We start from the raw sequence: 20,060 nt of genomic DNA, 5'->3' as shown, positions 1-20,060 counted from the left end.
ATTGATAGGTCATGAGATTTTTGAAGCTGTCGTTCGTAATTCCGTTCATCATATGCAGTTTAATTCTGTCAAGTTCAACAACGATTTATGCAGCGCCATTATCTAGATTATATTCTACTGAAGCAACTGCAAATACATACAAAGCGGTTTTGTTGACAGATATAGAAAAGATTATCCAAGGTTCAATGGCTAAACGAGAAAATACGGTTGTCATTAAGTATAAAGGGTCAACTAACAAATTATTAGATGTTATTAGTGGCTATATTTCCAAGGCGATTGAAGCGGACGAATATTTGAACTACTCGTATCGCAATGTCAATATGTCATATAAAGCATATGGAAAAGATGTGACGATTACCCTTAAATTTTCGTACTATGAATCAGCTCTTGAGATGAAATACGTTGATCAAAAAGTGAAGGCCATTTTGACAAAAATCATTAAGCCTGGGATGAATGACCATGAAAAAGTAAAAGCTGTACATGATTATCTTGTCCTCAATTTGGCATATGATACAAGGTTAATGAATAACTCGCCTTATTCTGCGTTAACGACAGGTATTACTGCATGTAATGGCTATGCCATGCTAGTATATAAAATGTTAAAGGAACTAGATATCGAAGTAAGGCTAATAAGCGGTACAGCTAGTAGCCAAGCTTTCAATACGCAAAACCATGCATGGAATATGGTGAAATTGGATGGGTATTGGTATCATTTAGATGCAACCTGGGATGACCCTGTACCAGACGAGTCAGGCCGCGTTCTTTATGATTACTACTTGTTAACCGATAAAGAAATTGCTAAAAATCATGATTGGAAAACAGGTGGGGTAAATGGGGAAGAAAAACCATATCCAGTCGCTTCAACTTCTTATTTCACATTGTTGCAAACAAAATTAGCAACCGTAAACGAAGCGAACAAGTATATGGAATTAATGAATGCATTGGAATTACAATATTTATTGCCGGAGTACACAGCTACAAATTTAACAGAATTAAGCGAAATGATTAAATATCAATTTGCTAATTATAAAAAAGACTTTAGTATTCGTTATACAGGTAAAACTAATGATCTCGTATCCAACTTAAGACAGCTTATTTATAAAAGTGCCGAGGAAAAGAAGGTAAGATCATGGAGCTTTGGCTCCACTCCTTATATTAGAGGCACAACGGCAAATGATCAGCTAATTAACATCGCAGATATTGTTTATCAATAAAAAAATGAGGCTAACCCAACAAAGGGATTAGCCTCATTTTTTAGTTATGCTTAAAAAGCCCAAGCAGCACCAACAATAATTAATAGGATAAATAATACAACAATTAACGCAAAGACGCGTCCGTAGCCGTATCCTCCGCCGTATCCATAACCACCACAACAAGCACCATAACCACCATAACCGCCATATCCATATCCAAACATACATTTCATCTCCTTTTTAAAAATGTTGATTGAACAATCTGTTCACTAGTTAAGATATGGTAAATGACTGATACTTGTATAGTTATCTGTCCCGATTTTAAAGAAAAAGGGTAATAAAATTTTGTAAGCTTCAAAAATAAAAGTACCCGCTACATATAGCGGGTATATAAAAAAGGAGATAGAAGATAATAGTGGAAAAAATCAACTCACTAGTTAACGAAAGCTACACCAACAATGATTAACAAGATGAATAAAACGACAATTAATGCAAAGCCGCCTGCGTAACCTCCGCCGCCGTATGCTGCCATTCCCATAGCTATCACCTCCCCTTTTAACTACTATAATTTTATGAAGGTGCAGCATGTATTGTATAGTTGCATGTCCTTTTTCGTTAAAAAAAGGCAACGAAAAATAAGTACATATTTTACTAATTTAAAAATAGGATGTAATAATAACTCCCACATTTAGGAACGGTGAGCGACAATGAGTAATCGGGACTTCAATTTCAAAGGTGTGCCAGAGAAACTACAGAAGGTGCTTGGAGAAGATTTTCTCATTGAAATCAATAAATTTATTCCTAAAAAAGGGCCAGATATTGATGTGTTTGAAACGGAAAGGGATGTATTTGTTGTTGTCGAACAACCGGGTCTATCTCCTAACGACAATCATATTAACATCCGTTTAGAAGGATATAAGTTATTAATAGATGGAGTTGTTCCATATTCATATCCAGTAAAAAAACTAATTCAATCAGAACGATTTTTCGGAAGTTTCAAAAGAGAAATTGTCCTCCCATATTCAGTCCAACCTAAAGGAATCCAGGCAACTTATAAGAAAGGGCTAGTAGTTATTACTATTCCGAAAAAGGAAGAGGATGAATCTGCAAATGTGCAAATAGATTTCGAAGAGGATTGAAGTGATAGCTGTGAAAAGTCAAGGGAAAGACGTAGAACAATTACTACTTCGCATCAAAGAAATGGAACAAAAACTTGTAACAATGACAGATGCAATTGAGTCTTTAAAGGATTGTCCGAAAGTTGAATATAACGTTTATATAGAAAAAATTGATGTCCATTCTTTAACATTAGAAGAATTGAATTTTTCCTTAGAAAATATTGATGTAAACGAATTAAGCGGAGCGATGAATATTGGGAATACGTTTAGCCCAAGCGTTGCACAAAAGGAATCGTTGTTGAAGGATGAAAAAAAAGGAGAAGAAAAGGTCAACGGCAAAAACATAAAAGAGGAAATTATAAAAAAACTATCAAAAATGAAAGAAAAATCAAAACAGCAACCAAAAGCCACGCAACAAGAAATTAAGGTTATCGTAAATGGAAAGGAAGTAAGTCATAAAGTGACTGACTAGGGAGGGACTGTCAGTGTCTTTTTTGTCCCCAAATATTGCAATTGGAACGTTAAGAATAGGAAGCATTGAGGGTGCATCCGCCGTAAATGTAGGAAATAATTTCCCAACAGGGTTTCAAAGCTTTAAGAAGTTGAATCAAGGGTTTGGCTCGATAAGTGGTGATCATAATAATATTAAAGAGTTATATTCCCAGCTTACTGATTCTAAAATAATTGATATGCTAAATGAAGTAGACCAATTACACGAACTACCTGAATGGCTGCAATTATTAATAATCGAAAAAGTAAATGAGTTTGAGGTGACGTAACATCGACTTCCGCCATGATTGGCGGAAAGTCGAGCTTTAATCTGCACCTTTGCTTACGTCCTTAGTTGGATGCATAAACGGGGCTGCTTGCGGCGGCTTACTTTTCTCAACAAGTTCAATATTTTCAGTTGTATTCCAACCGATATCATTTGTCGGATGCACCCATTCTTGACCAGCCATTTCCTCAGGGTTAGTTTCTATGCTCCAGTTATTTAATGGAGAGTTAGGGGAGTCATAAAAGCTGTCACCAATCACCACACCGTGCTCATTGACAAAAGGAGGCTGTACTTCAATGCCACTATTTTTAAAAGAAGGGGAAGAAATTTGATGTGGCATTGTCTCATTAATCATCGGATATTCCAACTTTCCTTTTTTTGCTTGTTTACTCATATGAATCACCTCTATACTATTATGTCACTGTCAAATCATCGATATGTAAATAAAAAATAAAAAACCTGCTCAGGCAAGTTTAATTAAATAATAATTTTATGTCGGTCATAAATAGAAATTAGGACAAGCCCAAACATAAATAATGGCAGCCATCCCATCCAAAGAATTAAAAAATTTCTTTTTGATTTCAGTTCAATATTTGGAATGTACAGGAAGATTAAGCTAATTACGAAGCCCATGAAAACGTATAACAATAAAGACATAAACTTCAGCCCCCTCGTAGAAATAAATTCCTTTCCGTTACACCAGTTTATGCGAGTGTTGATTAATTGGTTATTAATATGAATGAAGTATTATAAATTGCAGCATTCTAGATACAGGTACATGTTAAAAAAATCTGTATGAGGAGGCATTTATTTTGAAACGAAAAGTTAAACATGATGCTGCGAAAACAAATAATAAAACCCCAGTCGAAAGCATGCCACAGGTAGAATTTGATGATGAATTTACCGATATGAAAGCTTTTAAAACAGCAGAAAATGCACGAATTTCAAATCGAATTGAAGATGAAGGGAAACGATAAAAATTTCTAACGGAAGGAGGGGATATCAATGGGAAGAAAAAATCCTCGCCATAATAACCCTGAAGTAAAAAGCCAACAAACACCAAGAGGAAATAGTAAAGAGGAGTATGGACTAGAGTTTAGTGATGTGAATGCAAGTAAACAATACGAAATTGCTGCCGCACAAAAATACGCTAAAGCTGAAAAAGAAAAAAGCGAAGGCGCTAGGCGCAACTCTGGAACATAAATAGTGAAAGGCTGATTTACATCAGCCTTTCCACTTCTGTTAATGGCCCTGTATAGAGCTTACTTCTCTTTTCTGCAGGGCTATAAAAGATAAGCATCAATGTATTTTCCATGCTAATCGAGCCTGTTGCAAGATAATGTTCAATGTTAAATGGAATGATCTCCATTATCGTATGCTTATGTAAATCTTTTTCCGACAATGTAAGGTCTCTAAATTCCTCGCCTAATATGGAAGGTGCTTCGCTCAGAATTTTTAAATAGTTTGATCGTAAGTTCTTGTTAAATTTGTCCTGCCACCATGGTTTGCGCGGTTTGTGTGTTTTACCAATCAGGTAATCATATTTCATCATTGCCTCAATGATAGGTAATGGTAGCCTGTTTTTCGAACTTAAAAACTGAAATAGTCTATCAAATAAATCCTCAAGCTGATGGCCAATTTTGCTCCACTCTTGTTTATCCCAATATGTGCCGAATTCTTGGAAGAAATCAAATGGTGAGTCGAAAATTTGCCATACTAAATAAAGCAAAGTTGTATCCATGCGGTGGGCATTCCAATATTTTTCAAGGACATCTTCGACTTGTTGTATCCGTAAAATATCATGAAAGGGCAGGACGTTATTGCCTAAAATTTCATATGGGGAATGGTCCTCGTAAATATAACCGTACTGTCCAGCATCTCTTCTAAGCCCTGTACCGCGCAGCATTTTCAAGAAGCCAAGCTGCAATTCTTCTGGTTCAAAGGCAAAAACATCATTAAATGTTTTTCTAAATGAAGCATAATTTTCCTCAGGTAAGCCGGCAATCAAATCTAAATGCTGGGCTATTTTTCCACCTTCTTTGACCATTTTTACTGTCCGTGCCAGCTTCTCGAAATTTTGTTTTCTTTTGACTAACGCATTCGTATAATCATTTGTAGATTGAATCCCAATTTCAAAACGAAATAATCCAACTGGTGCATGCTCGTTAAGAAATTGGAGTACTTCAGGCCGCATAATATCCGCAGTAATTTCAAATTGAAAGACTGTATCTGGATAGTGGTGGTCAATTAAAAATTGAAACATTTCCATTGCATAGCTTCTGCTTATATTAAAGGTCCGATCAACAAATTTAATCGTTTTCGCACCATGCTCCATTAAATATAAAATATCTTCTTTAATTTTTTCGCGATTAAAATAACGAACACCTACTTCAATCGAGGAGAGACAAAATTGACAAGTAAAAGGACATCCACGGCTTGTCTCAATATATACAACTCGCTTTGACAAGTTAGGGATATCCTCGGGAAAACGGTAAGGGGAGGGGATTGTTGACAAATCAAGCTTTTCTCGTGGCTGATTTATACAAACCTCCTCGCCATTACGATAAGCAATGCCAGCTACACTTTGATACTTCTGTTGTGATGTAATTTCGCTTAGCAATGCTTTAAATGTACCTTCCCCTTCACCGATAACAATGAAATCTACTTCTTTTATTCTCTCCATCCATTCCAATGTGTCATATGTTACTTCAGGTCCACCCAAAATGATGACCATTTCAGGTTTTATTTTTTTTAGCATCTTAATTACTTTAATCGTCTCTTCGATATTCCAAATGTAGCAGCTAAAACCGATTATATCCGGCTTTTTTCGATACAAGTCTGAAACGATATTCATAATGGGATCATTGATTGTATACTCAGCCATTTGTATCATAAATTCGGGTTCAGCATAAGCTTTTAAATATCGTAATGAAAGGCTAGTATGAATAAATTTGGCGTTTAACGTAGAGCAAATAATATTCATGAAATGAAGCTCCTTTAATCAATTCTATAGTCTAAATTGTCCGACGGATTGTTTTAATTCATTCGTTAATTTCTGGAGCTTACAAGATATATCCTTAACTTTTTCGACGGCATCCATTTGTTCGTCAGTTGAACCTGTTACTTCTTCAACCCCGGCTGTTGTTGATTGACTAATATTCGTCACTCTTTCAATGGAGATAAAAATATCGTTGCTACGGTTTGAAATTTCATCGGCAGTGGCAGCAATATTTTCAATATTATTTGATAAATCATCAATATAGGTAACAATGTGATGGAAATTTCTTTCGCTGTCATTGACTACATGTGAGCCTTCTTCCACTGACTTTTTGCTTTCATCAATATTCGTTAAAGCCTTTGAAGAATCGGTTAAAATCTCGGTGATTAATGTTGTCACTTTTTCAACTGATTCGCTTGATTGTTCGGCTAGCTTTTTCACTTCTTGGGCAACTACAGCAAAGCCTTTGCCATGTTCACCTGCTCTTGCAGCCTCGATTGAAGCATTTAAAGAGAGTAAATTCGTCTGTTCAGCAATATCATAGATTAATTTTGTAATATCACTTATTTGCTTTAACCTTGAATCAAGTGTTTTCATAATATTGCTCGATTCGACAGATTGCTTTACAATGACGTCCATATTTTCTTTCATTTTCTCCATCGCCAATTTGCCATCCGAGGAAACATCTTTCGTTTTCCTTGCTTGTGTTGCAATCGTTGCAATACTTTCGGACATAGATTGAATGGAATTCGCGTTTTGCTCTACATTGCTTGTAACCGTGAACATATCGGAGCTAAGTTTGTCTGCTCCTATTGAAACTTCGCCCATCGCGTCGTTTATTATTTTGGCAACCGAACTTGAAATCTCAGCTTGCTCGTTTAAAATAGTTGAACTATTATCAACTTCAAGTGCAAGTGTATTAATTTTTGTTACCATTTCCCTTAAGCTATCAATCGTTTTATTAACAGATTCCAATAAAACACCGATTTCGTCCTTTGATTTTACTTGCAGTTTGCTAGAAAGATCTCCATTAGAAACTGATTCCATTAATTGTGAGACACTATTTAATGGATTCACGAAATATCTTGCAATTAACCAACTTAAAACAACCGATATCGCAAGCAACAGCGCAATAACGATGACTTGAGTCGATACTAACTTTGATAGGCTGGCTGCAGCTAGAGTATTGGCTTCTGTGATTTTGGATCTCATATTGGTGCCTATTGTTTGTGTAAAGGTAGAAACTTCCTCCTGGGGAATGATTGATAAAACCGTCCAACCGGTTTTTTCCTGAACGATAGGCAGATAAGTTATTTTGTTAATATCTAACAATATTCTTCCCTTATCTATTCCTTTAAAAAACGGGAGGTCATTTACTTTTTTCCCTTCTTTAACAAGTTTTATATCCTTATGACCAATAACGGAATAATCTGCACCTATTAAAGCAATATACCCAGTTTCACCAACTTTAATCTGTGAAATATATTCACTTAATAGTGTTGCATTTAAATCAGCTGCAATGACACCAGAAAATTGATTGTTACTATACATCGGAGTACTGATTGTAATGAATTGCAAACCACTTTTTTCCGTCTGCAGATTAGAGATATAAAACTCTCCATCTTTTAATTGTTTTGCTTTTTGAAACCACTCTCCGGATATTTGCTTTGGTTCTGTTCCATTTTTTGAATAAGAAGCAAAAATCCCGTTATTTGTTGCCGCATACATCGTGGAAATATAATGATTCTCAGTTACAAATGCTTGGAATAGCTGTCTTAAGACTGTTGGATTTGTTGTTTTTTTACTTGAACTTAAAGGAAGTTCAAGTGATTGAATAATATTATCTAGTTTATCAACAACATTCTTTCCTTCTAGATATGTAAGTGTTCCAGAATAATGCCCCGAAAATCCACTTACATCCCTATTAACGACTTCCGATAGTCCGACTGTTAAATCATCGACATTTTTTGAGAAGTTCTTAATTGTCATATACGTAAATAATGAACAAATTAAGATGATGATGGCTGATAATCCAGAAACCCCGATAATCAATTTTGCTTTTAGTCTCATATAAACTTCCTCCGTTTATCCCATCAAGAATTAACATACATAATTATAAAGCCAACTGATATACATCATCCACTTTCAATAATAGTTTAACGATTTCCTCACTAGGCAATGCTTTACTTAAGTAAAACCCTTGGGCAATATTACAATGGTGCTCATTTAAAAATTCCAGTTGTTCTTTTGTTTCAATTCCTTCGGCAACAACTGATAATTGTAATTCATGGGCCATAGCAATGATTGCTTTTGTTAGCGCAATGTTATTTTTATTTTGTGGAAGGTCGCTAATGAAAGTCCGGTCTATTTTAATCGAATCAATTGGTAGCTTCTGAAGGTAACTTAAATTTGAATGCCCTTTTCCAAAGTCGTCAATTGATAAATGAAACCCGAGCTTTTTAAGGTTGATGAGCGTTTGCACAACTGATTCATTTTGAAATAGATTCATGTTTTCGGTTATTTCTAATTCAATAAAAGACGGCTGAACATTCGTTTTATTGATGATACTTTTAATCCGATTTAATAAATTATGATTTAGAAATTGTTTAGGAGACAAGTTTACCGATATTTTTGGAATAATGATTCCAGCATTATGCCATTCTTTTATTTGTAAACAAACCGTTTCTAAAACCCATTCGCCAATTTCGATAATTAGTCCAGACTCCTCTGCCAAAGGAATAAATTCAGCAGGTGGGATTGTGCCAAAATTAGAATGATTCCAGCGAATTAATGCTTCAAAGCCGACAAGATTATTGTTTTTTATATCGACTTGCGGTTGATAATGCATTTGCAATTCGTTCATTTCGATTGCTTTCTTTAAATGATTTTCTAGTAAAACTTTTCTTTTTACTTTAGATAAAAGTTCATTTCCGAATATTTGGTATTTATAACCAACTTCTTTTGCGGCCGTTTTGGCAAGTGTTGCATTTTTATATAATTCATCTGCGGTCGCCCCATGTTGTGGATAAATCCCAATGCCAATCGTCGCTGAAAGGAAAAACTCTTCCCCCTCATAATAAAAAGGTAATTCAATTTCCTGTAACAAACTTGCCGCCTCTTTTTTGATGTCATCTTCCGAATAAAAATGTGGTTGGATAATAGCAAATTCCTTTGAGTTGAGTCTGCCCATAAACAAGCCTTTATATCTTGTTTGAATGCGAATCGCTAATGTTTGCAATAAATCATCGCCTACTTTATGACCGTACATCGCATTTAATGATTTTAATTTTGCAGTGTCAACGATAAATAATGAAAAATTTTTCTGTTCAAGTAACTCGTCAGTAATGTAATTATGCAGATGTTTCATAAATAAGTTGAATTTCGGCAATTTTGTAAAGGAATCATAATGTGTGAGAAATTCAATCTTCCCCTCAACCTTTCGTTGGTGCGAAATATCTGTAAAAACGCCAATATAATTTGTAATCTCCCCATCCATATTTCTAATCTCAGAAATGCTAAGCTGCTCAGGGAATATTTGACCATTTTTTCTTTGATTGACGATTTCGCCTTGCCAGCGCCCGTTATTTTGTAATTCAGTTTTCATATTTTCGTAAAATTCATGGGAGTGAATGCCAGAGCTTAAAATCGCGGGGGTTTTCCCGATCACCTCATCTTCGCGATATCCTGTCATTACTGTAAATGATGGGTTTACTGATAAAATTTTTTCATGCTTATTTGTAATGACAAGACCTTCGTTCATTTGCTCAAAAATAGATTTATAAATTTTAAGCTCCAATTGTTGTTTAACTAGCGTTTTGATTTGTTCACGGTCACGATATACGAATTTTAATGAAATATAAAACATGATGACCGTCGTTATTAGTAAAAAGAACCATTCTCTATAACTATTAATTAATAAGTCTACTACAGAAATTCCAATTATTCCAATGATAAAATAAATGGAAGTAAAAACAAACGCAAATCGCAATCCTTTTTTCATATCTTTCCCTGTCTTTGACATTCTTTCACAACCTTTCTAACGATGAACGACAAGGGCCACTTCAAGAATTCGTATAACACTATTAATAGTCACATTATATAACAATGTGCAACTAATTTTCATAATTTTATTTAAATATTTAGTGAATAAATGATGATAATCGTTCTTTTTGTTATAATAAGCAGGTATGCTTATGATGAAGTCTAGTTTAAGGAGGAAACAAAATAATGAAGAAACTGTACTTAAAGATGATCATGTTCGTTTTTATTATACTATTGTTAGCATCTTGTGGCGGTATCGAGACTAGCGATATTCAGTCTGATAAAACTAGTATTAACATTGAAGATGTGAAAGGATTAGATGTTTCTATTAGGCTTGGGGTGGGAGACATAACGATTAATAGTAGCACTTCCAAAGCGGCCGAAGTCGATTTTACATACAATGTTGAAAAGCTAAAACCTGTTGTTGATTATCAGATTTCCGCTGAGAGAGGGCAACTATCAATCCAACAAAGTAATATGAATGTCCCACTTGGCAATATAGAAGGTCTAAAATATGATGGAAACATATTATTAAACAATACGTTACCGGTAAATCTTTTTGTAAAAACCGGTGCGGGTACAAATTTGTTGGATTTGCGCATGTTACAGCTCGAAGGTGCTGAAATTTTTACTGGTATGGGCGAAACAACGATTAATATGGATGGAGATTATAAGAAGGCTTTCGACGTTACGATTGAGTCGGGAATGGGTAAAGCAAAGCTTATTGCTCCGAAAAATGTCGGTATGAAAATATTCGTCCAAAGCGGCATAGGCAAAGTGGAAACGGAAGGACTAATTGCTGAAAATAAAGAAACATTTGTCAATCATGCTTACGAAAAAGCAAAAGTGAAAATCAATCTGACAATTAAAATGGGTGTTGGTGATTTGTTAATTGTTGAAGGGGACGATGATAAGGAATAAGTCTTTTTATACTTTTTTGTGTGAAATTTTAATAATGTTGAAAAATTGTCAAAAACTAAGAGATATACCTGCAAAATTCCCTGATAAAATAGAATAGTATTTGTATATCGTTTAATTTATTGTGGGGGTGTATCAAAATGGAAGAATGGTCAGTTGTTTTAAATATTTTATTCGTGTGCGTCGGCATTATGTTTATGTTATTCAGCCTTGCTGATGTTAATGCATCACAAAACAATTAATATTAATTTGTTGATTAAAAATGAATGGGCAAGATCTTGTAGAGTTTTCTTTAATTCTGCAGGGCTTGCTCTTTTTTTGTAGTTTGAAGAGTTAAAAGGGCGGAATCGACTAAGCGCTCAATTTTGCGGTAGAAGGAGGTCATTTATAAAAAATCCTAAAAAAAATTAGTTTTGTTGATCGAAGTATTTTTTTAATTCAAAAAAAGCTCGTTCTATTTGTGGTATTCGGTGTTTTACACTTTCGACATACTGGGAATCATAAATATTCGTATTTCCCCTTAATGAGTTTGTTAAGTCCTGCAACAGTTTAACGACTTTGAAAGTATCTTTATTATCCAATTTTATACCTCCTATTAGTACCTAGTATTAAGTTGTATATTGTTTATTCTAAAGAAAAAGGTGGAAGAAGGCAATAAAAAAGTTTTTTAGTAGTCTTTTTTCTGTTTGGCGAATAACCTCGAAAACTTTTTTGAATTTTTTACAAGGAAAATAGTTTCTTTGTCGAAGTATTAATATAACAACATATTTTCAAAATGAAAATGATGAAAGGTGTGTAGAAATTGATAATTAGGAAAAAACTGGACGCAATGGAGTTTTTAGAAGAGTTCACAAATATTGCGTCTTTTGACTCTGAAAATGCAAAGCATTATTTTGTATTTGATGACAAAGAACGTGGTGGCCAATATACACTTATGAAAAAAGAGAATCAATGGTCATTCCATGGCATGGGAGAAAATTATTGTGATGATGGGGAAACGATGATTGATGATATCGATGATCTTCTTAATTTTTTATGGAAGCATCGCAGTAAAATTAATCAAGTATTAAAGGAAGTAAAAAAAGCAACAATGAAAGTATAAAACCGCTAGGGGATTCCCACCCCTAGCAGTTTATTTCATACTTATTTTAGTTCGTCTAAAATGGAGAATAGCTCTTCAAGATGTTTAATTTCATATGTAGGGGTAACATCTGAAAGTCTTTCTTTATTATGGCGATTAATCCATACGGATTTGATTCCTGCCCGTGTTGCCCCAAGGATGTCTGTTAATAAATTATCACCTACCATAATGGCTTCATCACTATTTATATTCATTAATTTTAAAGCATGCTCGAAAATAGAAGGGTCTGGTTTGCCGCGTCCATAGTCACCCGAAATAACAATATGGTCAAAATAAGGCGCAATTTCAGGTGTAATGGCTAGTTTCGTATTTTGCAAATCAGGTGAGCCATTCGTTAATAATAGAAGTTTATACTTTCCTTTTAATTGGTCGAGGATTTGAAATGATTCCTCATAAACAAACGGTACTGTTCGACGTATCGCTGGGAAAAGTTCTCCTAACTCATGGCCAAAATCGGAATCATCGATGCCAAGTGCGCTTAAGCCGCGAGTCCAGGCATCTTTACGATAAGTAGGGACAATTTGGCTCAACTTTTTAAAGTCATCTTGATCATCTAAAAAATTTCCCCAAAGACCTTCAAATGGATTGATTCCAATCATTTGTGTAAACGGATATGTTTCATAGGAGCTGTAAAGCTCTCTAGCTTCATTTCGGACAGCTTCCTCTAGCAATTCGGGATCGATATTATATTTTTCTTTTGCTTTTTGACATGTTCCAACAAATGCCTCTTTTACACTTTTTTGATCCCATAATAAAGTATCGTCTAGATCGAAAAATATTGCTTTAACCATTTTTGTAAACTCCTCTTTCTATTATCTATATCCCAAGACTACAATTGAATGATGATTTTGTATATAAGAAAAGAAAAATTTATTTTAACTTTTCGAGAAACTCGTGAAGAATTCGCGCTGTCATACCCCAGATTACCTTGTCTTCATAATAATAAAAATATTCTCTCATACCACGTTGGCGCCAATTATAATTTTTTCCGTTTGGGATAAGGTGAAAAGGGAAATCGTCTTCAGGCTGTACTTCATAGTTGACTCTATAAATTTCTGGTTCAGCCTTTAAAAGAAATGAAAGTGGAACGGTGAATAACTCATTTACTTCCGCTGAATTAGGAGAGATATCCGCTAAATTCTTTTCAATCCAGCCGACATATGGGTATATAATCGCTTCAGTTGAAGTAACATAAAAATCTAATGGGCCAATTACGTCAATCTCTTTCTTATTAATTTGCAATTCTTCACAAGTTTCCCTAATGGCAGCCGCTTTACTATTTTCATCATCCTGATCGATTCGTCCGCCTGGAAAACTAATTTCACCTGGTTGACGTCTTAAACTGTGTGCACGTACTTCGAAGATAACCTCAATATCATCATTTGTTTTTATCAAAGGTACCAATACGGCATAAGTTTTGAAGGATTTGTTGCCTAGAATGTGTGGCAGATTATTTTTTATTTTTTGAAAGCTTATGGCATAACCATCCATCAAAGTGCCCCCCTTAAGCAAAAAAATCTTACTATCATTCTAGCACAGACGGCCTTAAAGTGGGAGTTTGGTTACCTGAATAAGGAAAAATGTCCAGCTACCTACTAATGAAGTGTTATACCATCCAATGCTACACTCAAAACAGCAGTCGAGAGCATCGACTTGTGAAAAAACTTACAAAAAAGAGGTGATGGTATGGGAGTAATTAGGGCATTGTTTATCTTAGTCATAGGATTAATGGCCTTTTTACCGACTAATGCAAATGCGAACTCTAGTTATCAAGTTTACGTAAATGATCAGCTAGTATCTTTTCAAGAGCCGCTTTTTGTTGAAAATGAGCGTCTGTATGTTCCGATAAGGTTTGTTGGGGAACAACTAGGAGCGGCTGTTGAATGGAAAGGTGCAGAACAAACAGTTCTAATTCAGTCACCAATTTATGATCAACTTAAATTTTACCCAAAAGCAAGGCGAGTTATTATGAATGGCGACGAATACATAATGGATGTTCCTCCATTAATTAAATATGAACGAACATATTTACCTATTCGCGCCGTAGCGGAGATGTTACATTTAAATGTGAAATGGACGGATGGTAATTCAATCCAATTGAATTCAATACCGCTTTACAAAGTACAAGAAGGTGATAGTTTATATTCAATCAGTCAGCAATTTAATACTACTGCTGAATTAATTAAGGAAAGAAATAAACTATCATCAGATGCGATTAGCCCAGAAGAAAATTTAAAGGTTGTCGTTCCGTATGTCATGAAAAATCAAAATGAGGAAGACCTTTTATTGTTAGCAAAATTAATTGAAGCCGAAGCTGGCGGAGAGTCATTTAACGGTCAAGTTGCGATTGGCAATGTCATCTTAAATCGAGTTCGTGATAATCGTTTCCCTAATACGATAAAAGACGTAATAATGGAGGCTGGACAATTTACTCCTGTTGCGACTGGCAGAATTAATACTGTTAAGCCTAGCCAAAGTGCTATAAATGCTGCCAAAAAAGCGTTAGAAGGAGAAAAACCAGTTAAAAACGCTGTTTATTTTTATAACAAGGCAAACACGACAAATCCATTTTTACTCGCTCGAGAAGTTGTCTCTGATATTGGAAACCATCGTTTTACGATGTAATGAAAAATTCACCCAAAAATGGATGTAGATTTTCAAATTTTTTTTCATGACTCCAAAAAATTGTGGACATATTAATGGTGTGGACGAAAACAATTTTGATGGAGGGACAAACATGAAAAAACCATTGCTTTTCGTTTCATCTTCTTTACTGACGATTGGATTGCTTGCAGGTTGCGGTACGAATGATAATAATGGTGTGGACAATAATACTGGCACAAGAGGGGTTAATAATAATAACCGCGGTGTAAATACGGAGAACGTTCGTTTTAATAACAACGATCTTAACCCTGGAAATATTCGTTATAATTTAGATAATTATCGAAACAACGGTGTCTTCGATAATAACGTTAATAACCGCATGGGCACATTTAACCGTGGTAATAACAATAACAACGGCGATGCAGATCTTATTGATGTGGACTACGATAATGCAGAACCGGACCCTGGTGAAGAGCCAAATGAAGATCGAAATCCATTAATTAATGGAAACAATAATAATAATTTGTTTGATAATAACAATAATATTCGTAATCGAAATGTCAATGGTATTGGAAATGGTACCGGCGGCGGAATGAGAACAGGAACAACGCGATAATATTGAAAGAAAGGAGGGGGCCTAATTTTTAGTTCCCCTCCTTTGTAGTTTTTTCTAATATTTATCTATTTTCATCTATATAAGTGAATGCCGCACTTCCTAGTGTTTTGGCAGCAATTAGCATGGCCCGTTCGTCAATATTAAATTTAGGATGGTGATGTGAGAATACGTTGTCCCAATCTGGATTCATCGCCCCAGTAAAGAAAAAGCATCCTTTAACATGCTGCAAGTAGTAGGCAAAGTCTTCGCCACCCATAATCGCTGGGATTTGGCGAACGTTTTTTACTCCTGGGACGGTTTTTGCAACACGGGCTAAAAATTCTGTTTCGGACGGATGGTTTACTACAGGTGGATAGCCTTTATTATAACGATATGAATAAGTTACATCTGAAGCAAGGCATACTCCTTTTAAAATTCGTTCGATTTCAGCTTCCATAAAGCTGCGTGTTCGTTCATTTAATGTTCGAACAGTTCCTGATAAAGAAACAGTGTCAGCAATAATATTGTTAGCGTTTTGAGCAACAAATGAACCTATCGAAAGTACGGCTGAGTCCAATGGATCAATTCTTCGGCTAACAATTTGCTGGAGGTTTAATACCAATTGTGAGCCAATTACAATTGAATCTTTAGAAAGATGGGGCAGTGCACCATGTCCACCTTTTCCTTGAATTTTTATTTCGAATCGATCAGCAGCAGCCATGAACGGTCCAGGACAATAGGTAATATCTTCTAGAGGGATCGTTGCCCAGAGATGTGTACCAAAAATAACATCGACACCTTCTAAACAGCCATCCTCGATCATTGCAATGGCCCCGCCTGGTGCAAGCTCTTCAGCATGCTGATGAATAAAGACAATATTTCCTTTTAATTCATTTTTCATACTATTAAGTGCTTTCGCTAGCACTAATAATGTTGCAGTATGACCATCATGGCCACAGGCATGCATTTTGCCAGCATATTTCGATTTGTAAGGCACATCATTTTCCTCTTGGATAGGCAATGCATCAAAATCAGCTCTTAGAGCAACAGTAGGTCCTTGATGGGCTCCTTTAAGAACTGCAACGACCCCACGTTCCCCAACCTCTGTTCGAACCTCATGACCAAGCTTCTTATGGTATTCAGCAATATATTTTGGTGTTTCTACCTCTTCAAATGATAATTCAGGATGTTGGTGCAAGTATCTGCGAATATTTACCATTTCTAGGAATAAATCATTTAATTTATTGTATAATGCCTTCAAAGCGCAAGCCCCCTTATCAAAAGTCTAATAATTAACTTTATGTACAACTGTTGATATAATTTCATTATAGCAAAGAAGTGGTAAAATATAGGATGAATGATAAAAAATAAATTATTTGTTGTTTCAGGAATAATTGCTTTATTGTAGAATGTAACATAATAAAAAATATGTATGTTTGGAGATTTTGCAATGGAACAAACAGAAAATTATAGCGAACTGCAGAAACAGCTTGAATTACTAAATGAAGTTTTGCGCGCCTCCAATAAAAGGCATTATGAGCTGTTAGAAAGTATTTCGGATGGTTTTTGTGCTATTAATCGGGAATGGCGCTTTGTTTTTATCAATAAGTCACTAGAGAATATTTTTAAAAAGCAAAGGCAAGAACTTCTTGGCGACAGTATTTGGTCTATATTTCCAATGGAAGCACACCCAGGATTTTATAAAAATATAAACATGGCCATGAAGGACTTAAAGGTTGTCAGATTTCAAGAATATTCGCCGAATTTTAATAAATATTTGCAGTTCAGTGCCTACCCTTCTAAAGATGGGCTTTCAATTTTTGCCCAAGATGTTACAGAGCAAGTGAGAATGATTGAGGCATTAGTTGAAAGTGAAGAACGTTTTCATTTGCTTGCGAATAACATTGGCGAAGTCTTTTGGATTGCCTCTCCTGATATGGAAGAATGGTATTATATTAGCCCTGCCGTAAAAAATATTCTTGGATTTTCAAGTGTTGAGTTTGAAGAAAAAGTGGATGTATTTTTGCAGCAAATTGATTCAAACGACATAGAAAAGGTTAAAGAAGCCTGCTTCCAGATGAGAGAATGTGAAACAATTGTAATGTTCCGCTACCAACAGCATGGTAAGCCAATGCAATGGATAAGAGTAAAAGGGCTCCCTGTATATAAAGATGGTGCACTTGAGGTCGTTATTGGGGTTACAGAGGATATAACGAAAGTCGTTGAGCGTGAAGAATTGCTTACCCGTTCGGAAAAATTGTCAACAGTGGGGCAGCTAGCCGCAGGTATTGCTCATGAAATTCGCAATCCATTGACATCAATTAAAGGTTTTTTGCAAATTATTAAATCAGAGGGAAATGTTCCATCTTCCTATACAAATATTATGCTGGATGAATTAGATCGAATTGAAACAATCATCAATGAATTTTTATTTCTGGCAAAACCGCAGCAAGAAATAAAATTTGAAATCCAGTCTTTTAAACCAATTTTGGATCAGGTCATTAGTTTAATGCAAGCGGAGGCTAACCTTAAAGGGATTGAAATCGAGGTCGAGCTTGATGAAATCGCGATGTTAAAGGTTAAGAGCAATGCTAATCATTTAAAACAAATCTTTATTAATATCATAAAAAACGCAATGGAAGCGCTCCAATCGAAGGGCACTATTTTTATAAAAGGACAAGTAACTAATCCTAAATCTATGATAACGATTCGAGTCATAGATGATGGGCCGGGAATATCACAAGAAAGACTCAAAAAGCTTGGAGAACCTTTTTATTCCACAAAAGAAAAAGGCACAGGTCTAGGTCTCATGATTACGAGAAAATTGCTAGAAGATCATGGAGGTGACCTGTTTTTTGAAAGTGAACTAGGTAAAGGAACGGAGGTTATTGTTTACCTGCCATTGATTGGAGAGAAGTAAGCAGAACCATGAAATAGGTAGTGTTTGTTGCCTTTATGGACAATACTATATTAGTATTAAAAGGGATTATTATTTTTGATACGGTATCTTATATGGAAATGGATGATAAAAGTGGAACATTTAATTAATCCGAATGTAAAGGATATTCAATTTTCGGGAATTCGTCAATTTTTTAATATGGTTTCCGAATATGAAGATGTTATTTCGTTAACGATTGGACAACCTGATTTTACAACACCTGAAGGAGTAAAAGAAGCTGCAAAGCTAGCAATAGATGATGATTTAACAACATATACTCATAATGCTGGCTTATTCACTTTGCGTGAGGCGGCTAGTAATTTTGTAAAAACGAAATACAATCTATTGTATAATCCTGAAGATGAGATTATTGTAACTGCGGGGGCTAGCGAGGCTATTGATATTGCCATTCGGACAATTGTAAGCGAAGGGGCGGAAGTAATTCTGCCAGGTCCAGCTTATCCGAGCTATGAAGCTCTAATAAAATTAGCAGGTGGCATACCAGTTTTAGTCGACACGAGGGAAACGGGATTTAAGCTAACCGCCAGCCAAATAAGCGAACATTTAACAGATAAAACCCGATGCATCGTCTTACCATATCCGTCGAATCCAACGGGATGCACACTTAACAATAATGATTTAAAAGAGATTGCAGATTTACTGATGGACAAGGACATTTTTGTATTGTCTGATGAAGTATATAGTGAACTAGTGTTTACTGAATCACATCAATCAATCGCAAGCTTTCCTGAAATGAGAGAGAAGACAATTGTTGTGAACGGTATATCAAAATCACATTCAATGACAGGTTGGCGTATTGGCTTTGCCTTTGCCCCCGCCTTTTTAACAAGATATATGCTTAAAGTCCATCAATTCAGTGTAGCTTGTGCTTCAAGCATTTCCCAATATGCGGCGATAGAGGCCTTAACAAAGGGAATGAACAGTGCCTTGACAATGAAGCATGAATACATGAAAAGGATGCATTATGCCTTTAAACGATTGAAATTTCTTGGATTTGAAGTGGAGCAGCCAACAGGTGCATTTTATATGTTTCCATCGATTAAACAATTTAACATGTCTTCTTTTGATTTTTCGATTAAATTATTGCAAGAAGCAGGTGTTGCTGTTGTGCCCGGAGCAGCATTTTCAAAGTATGGGGAAGGCTATGTAAGGCTGTCATATGCATACTCAATGGAGACGTTGGAAGAGGGATTAAATCGAATTGAGGAGTTTATAAATAAATTTAAAGTATAGAAACAACATTCCATTATCTGGTAATCACTCAAGCTAAGTCGCAATCATCAGCTAATGGAATTAAATATTTATATTTACTTATTGTATTTTCCCCAAAAATGCACCAAATGATTTAATGAGGGGGCTCACTTGTTTCACTGTATTTGTAATTTGACCGAAGGTGGTTGTCATTTTATTAAAATCAAACTTTCCATCTTCGTCATAGAAGTGTGAAAGCCAATAATATATCGGCGGTTTTGGTGGTAGCATATGATTATAAAACGGATTAGGATAAGGGTGGGGCCCGCCCATATCGTAATTGGATGTTAACGAGAAATCCTCATTTTCTAATTGAAGCGGGGTCCAACCTCCATTTGGTTCATTAATATTATGGTAATCTAATGGACCTTGCCAAAACAGTTGGTTATTCGTATTATCCCAGTCATATCGATTATAATACCTATAGAGCATAGAGAAACACCTCCCAATAAATCTATACTATTAAT

At 35.3% G+C, this 20,060-nt stretch carries 24 protein-coding genes; 12 read left to right on the top strand and 12 right to left on the bottom strand.

Features of this window, described 5'->3' with window-relative positions; genetic code table 11:
- Positions 1–11: 11 nt before the first annotated feature.
- A complete protein-coding gene (locus GX497_12485; GenBank protein ID HHY74009.1) occupies positions 12–1,214 on the top strand; it encodes an Ig domain-containing protein in 1,203 nt (400 codons plus the stop codon).
- Positions 1,215–1,264: 50 nt separating this feature from the next.
- Here the strand turns inward: GX497_12485 and GX497_12480 are convergent, their stop codons facing one another.
- Both GX497_12480 and GX497_12475 read right to left on the bottom strand, forming a co-directional pair.
- Positions 1,265–1,417 (bottom strand): YjcZ family sporulation protein, encoded by a 153-nt coding sequence (locus GX497_12480; protein ID HHY74008.1) that lies wholly within the window; start codon positions 1,415–1,417, stop codon positions 1,265–1,267.
- 209 nt (positions 1,418–1,626) lie between these two features.
- Positions 1,627–1,725 carry a YjcZ family sporulation protein gene (locus tag GX497_12475; GenBank protein ID HHY74007.1) on the bottom strand — a complete coding sequence of 33 codons (99 nt, stop codon included), beginning with the start codon at positions 1,723–1,725 and terminating at the stop codon, positions 1,627–1,629.
- A 175-nt stretch (positions 1,726–1,900) separates the two neighbouring features.
- Here GX497_12475 and GX497_12470 point away from each other — a divergent pair, with 175 nt between their 5' ends.
- The 3 genes from GX497_12470 to GX497_12460 are packed head-to-tail and all read left to right on the top strand — an operon-like array spanning position 1,901 to position 3,090.
- Positions 1,901–2,332 (top strand): Hsp20/alpha crystallin family protein, encoded by a 432-nt coding sequence (locus GX497_12470; GenBank protein ID HHY74006.1) that lies wholly within the window; start codon positions 1,901–1,903, stop codon positions 2,330–2,332.
- A gap of 1 nt (position 2,333) precedes the next feature.
- Positions 2,334–2,783, top strand: coding sequence for a hypothetical protein (locus tag GX497_12465; GenBank protein ID HHY74005.1), 450 nt, complete (start codon positions 2,334–2,336; stop codon positions 2,781–2,783).
- Between the two features lie 13 nt (positions 2,784–2,796).
- Positions 2,797–3,090, top strand: coding sequence for a hypothetical protein (locus tag GX497_12460; protein HHY74004.1), 294 nt, complete (start codon positions 2,797–2,799; stop codon positions 3,088–3,090).
- 36 nt (positions 3,091–3,126) lie between these two features.
- Here GX497_12460 and GX497_12455 read toward each other — a convergent pair whose 3' ends face one another.
- Positions 3,127–3,480 (bottom strand): DUF3905 domain-containing protein, encoded by a 354-nt coding sequence (locus GX497_12455; GenBank protein HHY74003.1) that lies wholly within the window; start codon positions 3,478–3,480, stop codon positions 3,127–3,129.
- Between the two features lie 83 nt (positions 3,481–3,563).
- Positions 3,564–3,743, bottom strand: a complete 180-nt coding sequence (locus GX497_12450) for a hypothetical protein (protein ID HHY74002.1) — start codon at positions 3,741–3,743, stop codon at positions 3,564–3,566.
- Positions 3,744–3,898: 155 nt separating this feature from the next.
- On the opposite strand from GX497_12450, the gene GX497_12445 reads away from it, so the two are divergent.
- The gene (locus GX497_12445; protein HHY74001.1) at positions 3,899–4,063 is read left to right on the top strand and encodes a hypothetical protein; all 165 of its coding nucleotides are present in this window, start codon (positions 3,899–3,901) and stop codon (positions 4,061–4,063) included.
- A gap of 28 nt (positions 4,064–4,091) precedes the next feature.
- Positions 4,092–4,289 (top strand): hypothetical protein, encoded by a 198-nt coding sequence (locus GX497_12440; GenBank protein HHY74000.1) that lies wholly within the window; start codon positions 4,092–4,094, stop codon positions 4,287–4,289.
- Positions 4,290–4,305: 16 nt separating this feature from the next.
- Here GX497_12440 and GX497_12435 read toward each other — a convergent pair whose 3' ends face one another.
- From GX497_12435 to GX497_12425, 3 genes are read right to left on the bottom strand one after another with little or no spacing between them, the layout of a single operon-like run.
- On the bottom strand, positions 4,306–6,069 hold the full coding sequence (locus tag GX497_12435) for a B12-binding domain-containing radical SAM protein (protein HHY73999.1): 1,764 nt from the start codon (positions 6,067–6,069) through the stop codon (positions 4,306–4,308).
- Between the two features lie 24 nt (positions 6,070–6,093).
- Complete coding sequence (locus GX497_12430; protein ID HHY73998.1) at positions 6,094–8,154, bottom strand: HAMP domain-containing protein; 2,061 nt, start codon at positions 8,152–8,154, stop codon at positions 6,094–6,096.
- Between the two features lie 43 nt (positions 8,155–8,197).
- Complete coding sequence (locus GX497_12425; GenBank protein HHY73997.1) at positions 8,198–10,105, bottom strand: EAL domain-containing protein; 1,908 nt, start codon at positions 10,103–10,105, stop codon at positions 8,198–8,200.
- A gap of 206 nt (positions 10,106–10,311) precedes the next feature.
- Between GX497_12425 and GX497_12420 the strand changes: the two genes are divergently transcribed.
- Positions 10,312–11,046, top strand: a complete 735-nt coding sequence (locus GX497_12420; protein ID HHY73996.1) for a hypothetical protein — start codon at positions 10,312–10,314, stop codon at positions 11,044–11,046.
- Between the two features lie 404 nt (positions 11,047–11,450).
- Here the strand turns inward: GX497_12420 and GX497_12415 are convergent, their stop codons facing one another.
- Entirely contained in the window at positions 11,451–11,624 is a 174-nt protein-coding gene (locus GX497_12415; GenBank protein HHY73995.1) for a hypothetical protein, read from the bottom strand.
- Positions 11,625–11,845: 221 nt separating this feature from the next.
- On the opposite strand from GX497_12415, the gene GX497_12410 reads away from it, so the two are divergent.
- Positions 11,846–12,145, top strand: a complete 300-nt coding sequence (locus tag GX497_12410; GenBank protein ID HHY73994.1) for a hypothetical protein — start codon at positions 11,846–11,848, stop codon at positions 12,143–12,145.
- A 41-nt stretch (positions 12,146–12,186) separates the two neighbouring features.
- On the opposite strand, the gene GX497_12405 is transcribed toward GX497_12410, so the two are convergent.
- Both GX497_12405 and GX497_12400 read right to left on the bottom strand, forming a co-directional pair.
- The gene (locus GX497_12405; protein ID HHY73993.1) at positions 12,187–12,975 is read right to left on the bottom strand and encodes an HAD family hydrolase; all 789 of its coding nucleotides are present in this window, start codon (positions 12,973–12,975) and stop codon (positions 12,187–12,189) included.
- 79 nt (positions 12,976–13,054) lie between these two features.
- Positions 13,055–13,675: a CoA pyrophosphatase gene (locus tag GX497_12400; GenBank protein HHY73992.1), complete on the bottom strand. Its 621-nt coding sequence runs from the start codon at positions 13,673–13,675 to the stop codon at positions 13,055–13,057.
- A 195-nt stretch (positions 13,676–13,870) separates the two neighbouring features.
- Here GX497_12400 and GX497_12395 point away from each other — a divergent pair, with 195 nt between their 5' ends.
- Both GX497_12395 and GX497_12390 read left to right on the top strand, forming a co-directional pair.
- Positions 13,871–14,809 carry a LysM peptidoglycan-binding domain-containing protein gene (locus tag GX497_12395; GenBank protein ID HHY73991.1) on the top strand — a complete coding sequence of 313 codons (939 nt, stop codon included), beginning with the start codon at positions 13,871–13,873 and terminating at the stop codon, positions 14,807–14,809.
- Positions 14,810–14,921: 112 nt separating this feature from the next.
- Positions 14,922–15,404 carry a hypothetical protein gene (locus GX497_12390; GenBank protein HHY73990.1) on the top strand — a complete coding sequence of 161 codons (483 nt, stop codon included), beginning with the start codon at positions 14,922–14,924 and terminating at the stop codon, positions 15,402–15,404.
- A gap of 61 nt (positions 15,405–15,465) precedes the next feature.
- On the opposite strand, the gene GX497_12385 is transcribed toward GX497_12390, so the two are convergent.
- Positions 15,466–16,602, bottom strand: coding sequence for an amidohydrolase (locus tag GX497_12385; GenBank protein ID HHY73989.1), 1,137 nt, complete (start codon positions 16,600–16,602; stop codon positions 15,466–15,468).
- Positions 16,603–16,833: 231 nt separating this feature from the next.
- Here GX497_12385 and GX497_12380 point away from each other — a divergent pair, with 231 nt between their 5' ends.
- Positions 16,834–18,303 (top strand): PAS domain S-box protein, encoded by a 1,470-nt coding sequence (locus GX497_12380; protein ID HHY73988.1) that lies wholly within the window; start codon positions 16,834–16,836, stop codon positions 18,301–18,303.
- A 111-nt stretch (positions 18,304–18,414) separates the two neighbouring features.
- Positions 18,415–19,575, top strand: coding sequence for an aminotransferase A (locus tag GX497_12375; protein ID HHY73987.1), 1,161 nt, complete (start codon positions 18,415–18,417; stop codon positions 19,573–19,575).
- Between the two features lie 78 nt (positions 19,576–19,653).
- Here GX497_12375 and GX497_12370 read toward each other — a convergent pair whose 3' ends face one another.
- Entirely contained in the window at positions 19,654–20,025 is a 372-nt protein-coding gene (locus GX497_12370; GenBank protein HHY73986.1) for a hypothetical protein, read from the bottom strand.
- Between the last annotated feature and the right edge of the window lie 35 nt (positions 20,026–20,060).

This window comes from Bacillus sp. (in: firmicutes), assembly GCA_012842745.1.
GTDB lineage: Bacteria > Bacillota > Bacilli > Bacillales > Bacillaceae_J > Schinkia.
The sequence above is the reverse complement of the archived record's forward strand: the minus strand, read 5'-3'. Positions and strand labels throughout refer to the sequence as shown.